Source organism: Actinoplanes sp. NBRC 101535 (genome assembly GCF_030269225.1).
GTDB lineage: Bacteria > Actinomycetota > Actinomycetes > Mycobacteriales > Micromonosporaceae > Actinoplanes > Actinoplanes rectilineatus.
Window position 1 is genome coordinate 96,948 of record NZ_BSSY01000028.1, and the last position, 10,011, is coordinate 106,958.

Consider the following 10,011-nt stretch of genomic DNA (forward strand, 5'->3'; position numbering starts at 1 on the left):
TGGATCTACCTGGCATCGCGCGGCGCCACAGACTCGCGGGTGCTCGCTTGCGTCGGCTCGGGGTGACTACGATCCGGGGGCGTATCGGCCTCACCGGGGCGGGCCCTGGAGATAGAGAAACGGCCCGCCGGCGCGGACAACACCAGCGGGCCGTTCAACGCACGCATCGGGAAGGAGGTTCTGGAATCCGGCTGATCAAGACCGGAAACTTGCAACGTTCGAACTAAGGCGGTTGCCCGCCGTTCTTCGCAGCGCCCGAAATCACAAGCCCAACGCCCTACTACTCCACGAAGTAAGTACGCACACAACATCTGAGTGCGAACACGCGTACGCGGCGGCCCTAGCATAGCCGACCAGCCGGACACTGGTCTGCCACGCCTTGTGGGCTGCCCGTTCGTGTTGCTCGCCTGTCTGAGAGATCAGGTCATGCTCCACGTGCTCACGGGACTCTTCACGTCCGTTTTCCTCGCCCCGGCCGACCCTCGCGAGGTCGTCACTCGATCGAGGCTTGTCGGCGACACGCCGAGTCTGGTCGAGCAAATCCGATCGATTGCCGGTACGGTCGCCAATTACCGAGACCTAGTAATTGGAGGGGACCTCCGCCGATGGACACAGCAACTCGCCGCGGACCAGGCCGCCCAGCAACAGAGCGTGGTGCACGCAAAAGGTGGGTCAAGACTCGCGCCCACGATGACGAAGCGGACAAGATCTGGGCGCTCATCGAGCTGCACGGCTACCCCGCCACCGAAGGCGGACTCCGCGACTACCTGCTCGCCGACGCAGAGCGCGTGCTCGGCCAGTCCGCGGCCTGAAACGGCTGAGGACTCGCAGTGCCACCTGCGAGCCCTCGACGTAACCGCTGCAAGTAGAGATCCCGCACCCGTCTCCCAAGACACACGCGACTCGCCACTCGGCCTGGACGGACATTCACGTTCGCCCAGAACGTTAACGATTCTACGATGCCGGGCGGCTCTCGCAACTACATCGAGAGCGACACCTCCTGTGAATTACCACAAACGCATCACGGACACGCCCACCACCTGGCGAAACACCTGCGCGTACGCGCCGCCGGCCACCCGTACTCCGAACGCAGGCGCCGCATGAGCGCCGGCCGCACCCCACCGAAAGGCCGTCCCCGCCGCCAACAGGCCACCAAGGCCGCCGCGAAGACTGCGCCCAACCGGTTCGACGTCGGCGTCCGCGGAGGCACACGCAGCGGCCCGACCCACACGCCCGTTCACGACTGGGTGCTGTTCGCCAACATCAGCGCCACCGCGAAGGCGCTGTACGCGATTCTGCGGTCACACGTAAACGACCGCCGTGGCGACGACCTCACCTGGACGAGCTCCGAGGCCCTGGCGATGATCCTGATGTACCACCGCGGCGGCCAGGTCGTGTCCTACTCGCGCGGCGACAAGATCAGCGTCTTCGAGAAGGAACTCATCGCCCTCGGCGCGATCGCCATCGACATCGTCGGCGTACCGGCTAAGAAGTACTACACCGTGGAGATGTTCCCACCCCGCGGCTATGCCGGCCCGGTGTCGCCCGCTGAGTGGTACGCCCGTAACGGTTCCGCGGTCACGGCACGGTTGGAGGCCGACGCACGCGATCGCGAAGAGCGCCGAGCAAAGGCGAAAGCCAAGAAGGCGGCCCCCGAAACGACATCCCTTGTTCCCCCCCATGGGGGGGAACAAGCCCCCCCGGATGGAGGTGGACTAGCCGCCCCGAGCTCGGGGGAACTTGCCCCCCCGAACAGAGGGCGGGAAACAACTCTTGGTGTTACTGCAGGTGATAGGGGAACTCTCCGTACTCCTTCTGCTCCCTCTAAGAGCGCAACTCACGCTACGAAAACCGCAGACCAGCAGAACCCGATGACGTCTCCGGAGACGACAAACCAAGAGACCGCGGAGTACGTGAAGTCGGACGCCCACTGGCCGGTCCTCACCAGCGTCGAGCAGACCCTGCTCGACGAGGTGGCCACCGCCGCCCCACTGTGGTCGACCCGGCTACTCCGCAAGGTGATCGGATCGGCGGCGGTCCGAGAGGTCGGACAGCGCGATGCCGAACTGGTTCGCCGCGCCTTCCTGATCGGCGCCCGGGACCCGTTCACCGTGCCCATGCGCATGTGGCACATCGCGGAGTGCCCCCACTGGCGCGACGCCATGACGCAGCTGGCCGACGAACGAGGCACATCCCCGTCCAGCCCTCACGCCTCGGACCCGAAGACCAACGGCCGGCAGCTTGCGGAGGAGAACCGTGCCCGGGTCGCAGCAGCCGTAGCTGAACACGAGGCCCGCCGCAGCAGTGCAAAACCGGCCAGTACTGCGCCAAAGCCTCGGGTGAAGCCTCGGCAAGAGCCTTCCGAAGACGCCCATGCCCGTGCAGAGACCGACGAGGCACGCGCTCGAATGGCTGCGGCCCTCATGGCCGCATACCCTGCAGAATTTCCCCCGCGACCTGGTTCTGACGCCGGTTTAGGCGCCCAGGATGGGCCTGTGGTTGAAGTTCTGGGCGCTTCGGTACCCGCATGAGGCATTTGGCCAGCTGTGCCGGGAGAGGCGATTACAGCGGGTATTGATTGTCGTGAGGCAACCGTGCGCGGGAACAGCTTCCCCCGACACGTCCAGGGGATGTTCCCGCGCCACGATGCCTCGGACCTTGTTGGGCCTGACGAACCCCACGCCCACTTGCAGAGGAGCACCGTGCGCATGCCGCCCCGGCCCGGACCGAACGCCAGGCCCGCTGTCGTCCTTCGCGACATCGAGCACGCCCGGACCGCGATGTACACCGTCGAGAAGTACGGCACCACGATCATCATGACCGACGAGCAGATCGCCGACGACGAAGCCTTTCGCCAAGGCCTGGCTGACTGGGCCAACGCCACCCCGGAGGACCGCGCCCAGCGGGCTGCCGATGCCCGGGCTCGCCGATCTGCCGAACGCGAGGCCGCTGACCGGGTGCCGTTCACCGTCGCCGGCCTGGCCGCCAAGACCGGCTGGACGGCCGGATACATCGAACACCTCGTCCAGCCCTACTGCGGTTGCTGGCAGGGCTACGACGGCTGGGAGTACTGCGACCACGCCCGCGACCTGGGCATGGCCGGATGACCCGGCGCCGGCATCTGCGTGACGCGGCCACGATCTGCACCGCCGTCCTGACCGTCCCCGGTACCCCGATGCGCTGCCAGCTCGACGCCGGACACCTCGATCGGGGCGAGAAGCACCGGCACGGCCCCACCCGCTGGAGCGGGCCCGTCCTCGAGGAGACTCCGTGACCGATAACCGCCCGCAGCCCGGCACCTGGGTCGCCATCACCGCCAAGGTCGTCGAGCTGCACCCCAACGATGTCGACCTTGGCGTCGAGCTGTTCTCCAAAACCGACCAAATCCAGGCGTTCGTCCGTGCCGACCTGTGCACGCCGACCAGTAAGCCGATCCTGGCTGAACCGGACGTAGGCTCCGTCGCCCTGCTGATGGTCGGCCCCCGTCCGGTCGCCTACCAGCGGCTCGGCGACGACCGCTGGTACTCCGGCGGCTGGGCCAGCCGCAAGGGTGGGCTTACCTGGGCAGAGCTGAACCAGCTCGGCGACGTCGAGGTGATCCACCATGCCTGACCAGCCGTACCGCGTTGGCGGGTCCTGGGGAACCACGATCGTCCGTACCGGCACCGGGCCGGCCGACGACCGCGGCCGCCGCCCCGACGACAAGCTCGTCGCCGTCACCCTCCACGACGACCGCGCCCTGGCCGAGCTCATCGTCGGCCTGCTCAACGACCACGCCCGCCGGGACCCGGGCCGATGACCGGCTCCGCGGTACGGTCCCGGCCCGGGTCGGCGACCTCACCCGGCCGCCCGACCGCTGCGGACGTCTGCCCGCACCGCCGCTGCCGGGCGAAGATCCGCCACGCCAAGACCGTCGACGGCGAGCAGATCGCGGTCGACTACACCCCGGACCCGGACGGCCGGCTCGTCTGGACGATGCGCGCCCCCGGCGACTGGCGCATGCGGGCCCTCGCCGACGGTGAGACCCCACCCGCCGACGGCCGAGGGTGGACCGCGCACGCCGGCACCTGTCCGGGACAGTCCCGGACTGTCCCGGACGCGGCCCTGACACCCGCGGGACGCGTCCCGGCACCCCGCCAGCCAGCACCGGACACCCCGGTCACCGGCGCGGCCGCGCTCGCCGCAGCTGGTCTGGACCCGCAGCCCGTCGGCCGGCGTCTCCATGCCGTCCCCGGCCCGTCGACGGCCACCGCGCCGCGACCCGGTGGGACGAGCGGCCGTGCCCTCGAGGACGCCCCGCCCCTGCCCCCGCTGGCCGAACTCGGCGCCGGCCAGGACCCGGCCGCCCGGACCTGCCCGGCCTGCGGCGCCGTCAGCCCCGCCGCCCTGCCGCACCTCGACGGTGAAGGCGGCCCGGCCCTGGTCGACCTGCAGGCCGGGCTCTACGACCTGATCGCCCTCTGGGACGGCCGCCGGTGGGCGGTCCGGGCGGTGGCCGCCGGGGAAGACGGCCTGCCGTTCTCGCACCGGGTTGCCCGGCATATCTGTCGGACCTACCCCCACCGCTGCCAAACTCCAGGTCATGAGACCGAACCGGCCCGGCTCTACCCGGGCGGAACCTTCTGCGACCCGTGCGCCGAGAGCAGGTCCCGACGATGACGACCCACCCCGAGAACCCGCCGGGGCGTCCGGCACCGGTCCGGATCGTCGAGCCGGTCGCCTGCGCGCTGACCATGACCGTCGCCGGGCAGGACCAGACCGTCGAGACCGTGCACGACGACGTCGCCGTGGCCCGCCGCCAGGCGCGGAAACTGACCTGCTGCCGCGGCACCGTGACGGTGACCGTGACCGGCGCCGACGGGGCGCTGCTCTACACGTACGACCGGGCCGACAACCTGTGGCGTACCCCCGCAGCGGGCGTCCTCGAGGTCACCGACGGCCGGCAGACGTGTTCCTGCGGCCACGCCCCGACCGTCGCGGTGGACAAGCCGTACCAGTACGAGCCGGTAGTGGGCTGGCACTGGTCCTGCGGCCGCTGCGGCGCCTCCGCCTGGTCGAAGGTCGTCCCGCCCGGAGCAGGCTGACCCGCCGGCGCCGGGCGGGAAGCCGGGCACCGGAAGATCACCATCGGGTTGCGGAAACCACCCGGCCGGTGAGCCCAGATGCGCACAACAGGCCTGTTGCCCCAATATCTCGGGCAGGAAAGTCGATGCCGCCCGTCGCCGAGGTCCGCCAGACCCCGGACCGCGCCCACGGTAGACCCGGCGGCCTACTGTCCACAGTGGCCAATGCCATCTCCCGTAGACGCGGCGACACGAGCACCGATAGTCCTAACGTGTGTTGCGCCGAACCACCGGCAGCAGCGCGACCCGCGCTCTCTGGCGACAGCGACGGGCCCGCGCTCGCCGCCGCCCTGCCACATCCGGAGGAGAGGACGTGCCTGACGACCTGCCCGTGAGCCCCGAGCTGTCCCCACCCTCACTACGCCGCACCCTGCTCATCGCAGCCGACGACGAAGGATGGGTCACCTACCAATCGGAGAACCCGCCCGGCTACACCGACGGCGCCGGCCACACCTACGACACCGTCACCTACACCCTGCTCATCCCACCGCCGCAGGGATACGAGCGACCCGACGACCAGACCGACCTCACCGAACGGATCCTGCGCCCCGACGACGTCGTCGGCTACGTCCTTGCCCTAGCCGACCGCTACGGCGGCATGCCCAGCATCGCGTTCCGCCCCGAACTCGCCTGACCCACAGGAGTGAATGACCGCTCTAAAATCACGACAGCCCATATTGCATGACTCCGAGCACGTGTAGCGTCGGGGCATCGGGCAAGCCCTATTCGCAGCAGGGCACGCCCGGCACCTGACACCTGGCGCCCGGGACACCGGACCACCACATCCCCGTGTCCCGGGCAGCCGCGTTTCCGGCCACCGAGCCATGATCGGAGAAACGCCCCGTGAACCGTGCTTACCTCCGCGCCCGCACCCGCGCCTCCCGGCCCCGGAACCTCGACCACATCGTCCAGCCGGCCCGCCCGCACACCGGGCACCCGGCCACCACCGACCAGCTCACCGCCCTCGCCGCCGCCCTCCTGGCCGAGACCACCGGCGCCGAGACCCCCCGCGAGCTCCTCGACGAACGCTTCGGCCCGGCCACCCCCGGACACCACACCCCCGCCGCCCGCGAGCGCTTCGCCCCGGCCGCCGACGTCGCCGCCGAGACCCGCACCCCGGTCCGCCCCGCCACCGCCCCGCCGACCGCACGCCAGATCATCGCCGAGCCCCGGACCGACGCATGATCACCACCCGGCACCGGGCCGCCGCCGCCGACACCAGCCACACCATCGCCGCCCTCGCCGGCCCCGCCGCCGCCAACCCCGCCGAACGCCCCGTCACCGCCTCCGGCATCACCCTGAGCTGGACCACCGAAGGCGGCCTGCTGCTGCGACCCGCCCGGTGGCGCCGCATCCTGCTGCGCGACCACCGCGTCCAGCACATCCGCCCCGACGCCATCACCCGCGTCACCTGGGACGAACGCCGCTGGTGGCGGCCCGCCACCCTCACCCTCACCACCAGCGGCCCTCACGCCTACCCCGGCCGCCCCGACGGCACCCGCCACCTGCACCGCTGGCTCCGGCCCCGCCGCCTGGAACAGCTCCACGACCGGCTCGCCTGGATCGAACGCGACAACATCATCCGCACGAAGACCGGACACCGGAAATGAGCACCTCACTCCCGCCGGCGCCTCAGCGTGACCTGCTGTGGGAACTCGCCCGGACCACCGCACCGGACGTCGGCGACTTCGTCACCCGGCACCGCCGCGGCCGGGTCCTGCTGCCCTACACCGCCCACATCGGTCCCGCCGGCGCCCCTGTCGACGCCTGGGTGTGCTGCGACCCTGTCTGCGGCGGCGTCGAGGTCAGCGAGTACCTGCTGGAGCTGGACCACGGCTGCTGCCCGCCGACCTACTTCCAGCCCGGCTGGTACGTCGAGTCCCGGATGGCACAGGCACGACGGCACATGGCCGGCTTCGGCACAGTGCACTTCCGCGGATACTCCCACGGCCCGCTCACCGCATGGTGGGAACCCGAACAATCCGGGCTCCTCGCCCACATCTGATGTCCTACCCGGCCCGCCCACCGCACTCGCGGAGGGCGGGCCGGCCACGCCCGAAGGAGACGCGTGCACCCCGCCCACCACACCCCCGCCCAGATCGGCATCACCCTGATCGCCCTCGCCGCGATGGCCGCGGTCATCGCCCTGCTGGCCGAGGTGGAACCGCTCTCCTGCACCCTCCACGAGATCACCAGCGCCCAGCCCGGCTGTAGCCGAGCCTCCCTCGGCCTCACCGTCTACCTGGCCGGCGGCAGCACCGCATACCTCGCCGTCCTCCTCAGCACCCGCGCTCTCCTGCACCGCCACGACCAGCACCCGGAGCACTGACCGATGGACCACATCCGCTCGATCGCCCTGACCATCGCCCTGGCCTTGAGCCTGCTCGGCACGGCTGCCTGCGAATCGCGTCGCGACGAATGCGCCCGCCGCGGCGGCCAGGTCGTCACCGACGTCGAGACGAAGACCAAGAACGGCAAGACCCGCACGTACACCGAGTACGAATGTGTCAAGGACGGCGAGGAACTCTTCGAGTGGCGTTGACCGCCCCGCGGACAGCGAACGGCCCCGCCACCCGAGACCCGGGCGGCGGGGCCGTTTCGTCGATTCAGGGCCGCCGTAGCGGGGTGAGCCCCTGCCGGGCGAACCACGCGTCGACCACCGGCGCCCACTCCTCATCCTGGCCGCCGCCGGCTGCCAGAGCGAACAGCTCGTCGTACAGCGCCACCGCGTCCGCGCACGCCCGCGGCTGACGCGGCAACGGCACCCGCCCCGCTCCCGGACCCTCCGGATCGCCCGGGTCTCCCGGCTCGCCCTGCATCCGCCTGTCCTCGGCCACCCTGCCGCCTCTCCCCGATCGGCGCCCGCGGCGGTACGCCGCAGGCCTGCCCGTGCCATCTCGCCACGGCCCTGCCGCCCCGGAGTGGGCAATCGTGCTGGTGGATGCCCGGACCCTGCCGGCGGCCGCACGCAGGACGTACAAGCACGCTAACGACCGACCAAAAATGGTGCAACAATCGATGCCGTGACTCACCCGAAGAAAGCGGTTGCCAGCCGGTCGCGGCCGCCCATATCGCGGCGCCGGCGGCCTCGCCCGGCCGGCGCCCCCTCAGTCCTCGTCCGGCCCGGGCCGTGCCGCCTCGCCGGACCGGCGGCGGGCCCACTCCTGCACGGCGTCGGCGTACGGGCGCCGGTGGCGGCCCTTGACCGGTTTCCCGTGCTCGTCGCGGTTGCGGACCGCGACCGAGGCGCCCGCCGCGTCGGCGTCGTCGATCCAGCGGCGAACGGTTTCCGGATGGACTCCGAGAAGCTCCGCGGCCCGCTTGACCGACATGGTCGGCCGCGGCGCATGCCCGTCCTGGGTCTTCTCCGTCACGTGGCGCCCCTTCAAAGTCGCAAACCTCGCAAGCCCATCAGATCATCCCGCCCGGGAAACTGCCGCACCCGTCCGGGTGGCCAAAACTCGCAAAACTCGCAAAACTCACACACGCGTGCAAGACTGCCGACCATGAACACCCACCACCGGCCGCTCCCCCGAACGGCAGGACCCGGAGCCCACCCGTGACCCCCGCGCGCGCAGCCACCCCGAGCGCCGACCGCGGCTGGGCCGAAACCACCTGGGACACCGCCACCAGCTGGGCCACCAACATCCCCGCCCTGGCCTGGGTGACCATCGTCGTCGTCCTCGGCCTCGGCACCCTGTTCTGCCTGCCGATGCTGCGCCTGCAGGCCTACAAGGCAGGCCAGCGCGCAGGCAAGAACCGCACCGAACTCACCGCCGAAGACCGCCAGGACCGCAAACTGCTCATCGCAGCGCTCGTCCCCGCCAGCCTGTTCTGGATCGCCGTCGTCATCGGCTCCGCCCGCGGGCTCACCGGCTTCGGCCGCGACGACCTGAAATGGACCGGCGGCTGGGAATACCTCGTCCCATTCACCCTCGACGGCATCGCGATCGCGTTCGCCCTGCTCGCCTTCCGGGCCGTCAAGAAAGCCCTCAACCCCGACAAGGCGATCCACATCGCCTGGGCCGGCATGCTCACCTCCGCCGGACTCAACTTCCTGCACGAGGCCGGCGGCGGATCCGTCCTGGGCGCCGTCTACCTGGCGATCCTGTCGATCCTCGGCATGCTGATCTTCCACGAGTTCCTGGCCCAGTTCGAGGGCGGCACCGGCCACATCGTCCGCGAAAACCCGAAGTTCGGCCTCCGCTGGATCACCTGGCCGACCAACACCCTCTGCGCCTGGGTCGCCTGGCGTAACCACCCACCCCGCCCCGGCGCCCCGGCCGCCGTCGCCGACGCCGTGGAACACCTCCGCCAGGTCCGGTACACCAAAGCCCTCCGCCGGGCACGCAGCGTCGACGCACCCCCCTGGTGGATCTGGATCCTGCCGTGGATCCGCACCACACAGGTCACCGCCGCGCTCACCGACCTGCGCGCGAAACTCGCGGCCGAACGCCAGACCCGGGTGAAAGCCGAAGCGACCCACCGCACCGTCGTCGCCGACCTGAACCGGATCGCCGACCTGAACCGCGCCGAGGTGAACCGCCTCACCGAACAGCTGACCCGAACCGCCACCGACGCCCGAACCGCCGAGGCGACCCGAACCGCCGAACACGACGCCGAACGGGTCACCTGGGCGAACCGGCTCACGACGGTTCAGGGCGAACGGGACACCCACGCGAACCGGGTCACCCAGCTGACCCACGACCTGAACCGCCAGACCCGACGGGTCACCGCACTGACCCAGAGACTGACCCGCCAGACCGGACGGGTCACCACCCTGACCCGCGACCTGAACCGCCAGACCCAACGGTTCACCGAAGCGAACCGCGACCTGACCCGCCAGACCCAGCGGGTCACCGAACTGGACCAGGAACTGAACCGCCAG

The 10,011-nt window shown here is 70.6% G+C and carries 16 protein-coding genes; 14 read left to right on the top strand and 2 right to left on the bottom strand.

The window, feature by feature from the left end; genetic code table 11:
• Positions 1-959: 959 nt before the first annotated feature.
• The 13 genes from QSK32_RS42985 (at position 960) to QSK32_RS43045 (ending at position 7,665) form a co-directional block, all read left to right on the top strand.
• Positions 960-2,531: a hypothetical protein gene (locus tag QSK32_RS42985; RefSeq protein WP_285475279.1), complete on the top strand. Its 1,572-nt coding sequence runs from the start codon at positions 960-962 to the stop codon at positions 2,529-2,531.
• Between the two features lie 171 nt (positions 2,532-2,702).
• On the top strand, positions 2,703-3,107 hold the full coding sequence (locus tag QSK32_RS42990) for a hypothetical protein (RefSeq protein ID WP_285475280.1): 405 nt from the start codon (positions 2,703-2,705) through the stop codon (positions 3,105-3,107).
• Positions 3,104-3,274, top strand: a complete 171-nt coding sequence (locus QSK32_RS42995) for a hypothetical protein (protein WP_285475281.1) — start codon at positions 3,104-3,106, stop codon at positions 3,272-3,274. The genes QSK32_RS42990 and QSK32_RS42995 overlap by 4 nt, the downstream gene beginning before the upstream one ends.
• Entirely contained in the window at positions 3,271-3,612 is a 342-nt protein-coding gene (locus QSK32_RS43000; RefSeq protein WP_285475282.1) for a hypothetical protein, read from the top strand. The genes QSK32_RS42995 and QSK32_RS43000 overlap by 4 nt, the downstream gene beginning before the upstream one ends.
• On the top strand, positions 3,605-3,799 hold the full coding sequence (locus QSK32_RS43005; RefSeq protein ID WP_285475283.1) for a hypothetical protein: 195 nt from the start codon (positions 3,605-3,607) through the stop codon (positions 3,797-3,799). The genes QSK32_RS43000 and QSK32_RS43005 overlap by 8 nt, the downstream gene beginning before the upstream one ends.
• A complete protein-coding gene (locus tag QSK32_RS43010) occupies positions 3,796-4,659 on the top strand; it encodes a hypothetical protein (protein ID WP_285475284.1) in 864 nt (287 codons plus the stop codon). Before QSK32_RS43005 ends, QSK32_RS43010 begins: the two co-directional genes overlap by 4 nt.
• Positions 4,656-5,084: a hypothetical protein gene (locus QSK32_RS43015; RefSeq protein WP_285475285.1), complete on the top strand. Its 429-nt coding sequence runs from the start codon at positions 4,656-4,658 to the stop codon at positions 5,082-5,084. The genes QSK32_RS43010 and QSK32_RS43015 overlap by 4 nt, the downstream gene beginning before the upstream one ends.
• A 352-nt stretch (positions 5,085-5,436) precedes the next feature.
• Positions 5,437-5,757: a hypothetical protein gene (locus QSK32_RS43020; protein WP_285475286.1), complete on the top strand. Its 321-nt coding sequence runs from the start codon at positions 5,437-5,439 to the stop codon at positions 5,755-5,757.
• 209 nt (positions 5,758-5,966) lie between these two features.
• On the top strand, positions 5,967-6,308 hold the full coding sequence (locus tag QSK32_RS43025) for a hypothetical protein (RefSeq protein ID WP_285475287.1): 342 nt from the start codon (positions 5,967-5,969) through the stop codon (positions 6,306-6,308).
• The gene (locus QSK32_RS43030; RefSeq protein ID WP_285475288.1) at positions 6,305-6,733 is read left to right on the top strand and encodes a hypothetical protein; all 429 of its coding nucleotides are present in this window, start codon (positions 6,305-6,307) and stop codon (positions 6,731-6,733) included. Before QSK32_RS43025 ends, QSK32_RS43030 begins: the two co-directional genes overlap by 4 nt.
• Positions 6,730-7,128 (top strand): hypothetical protein, encoded by a 399-nt coding sequence (locus QSK32_RS43035; protein WP_285475289.1) that lies wholly within the window; start codon positions 6,730-6,732, stop codon positions 7,126-7,128. Before QSK32_RS43030 ends, QSK32_RS43035 begins: the two co-directional genes overlap by 4 nt.
• Positions 7,129-7,191: 63 nt before the next feature.
• Positions 7,192-7,452 (top strand): hypothetical protein, encoded by a 261-nt coding sequence (locus QSK32_RS43040; protein ID WP_285475290.1) that lies wholly within the window; start codon positions 7,192-7,194, stop codon positions 7,450-7,452.
• A 3-nt stretch (positions 7,453-7,455) separates the two neighbouring features.
• Complete coding sequence (locus tag QSK32_RS43045) at positions 7,456-7,665, top strand: hypothetical protein (RefSeq protein ID WP_285475291.1); 210 nt, start codon at positions 7,456-7,458, stop codon at positions 7,663-7,665.
• 64 nt (positions 7,666-7,729) lie between these two features.
• Here the strand turns inward: QSK32_RS43045 and QSK32_RS43050 are convergent, their stop codons facing one another.
• Positions 7,730-7,960 carry a hypothetical protein gene (locus QSK32_RS43050; RefSeq protein ID WP_285475292.1) on the bottom strand — a complete coding sequence of 77 codons (231 nt, stop codon included), beginning with the start codon at positions 7,958-7,960 and terminating at the stop codon, positions 7,730-7,732.
• A 270-nt stretch (positions 7,961-8,230) separates the two neighbouring features.
• Positions 8,231-8,497, bottom strand: a complete 267-nt coding sequence (locus QSK32_RS43055) for a helix-turn-helix domain-containing protein (RefSeq protein ID WP_285475293.1) — start codon at positions 8,495-8,497, stop codon at positions 8,231-8,233.
• A 185-nt stretch (positions 8,498-8,682) separates the two neighbouring features.
• Here QSK32_RS43055 and QSK32_RS43060 point away from each other — a divergent pair.
• On the top strand, positions 8,683-10,011 hold a 1,329-nt coding region (locus QSK32_RS43060), incomplete at its 3' end, for a hypothetical protein (protein WP_285475294.1).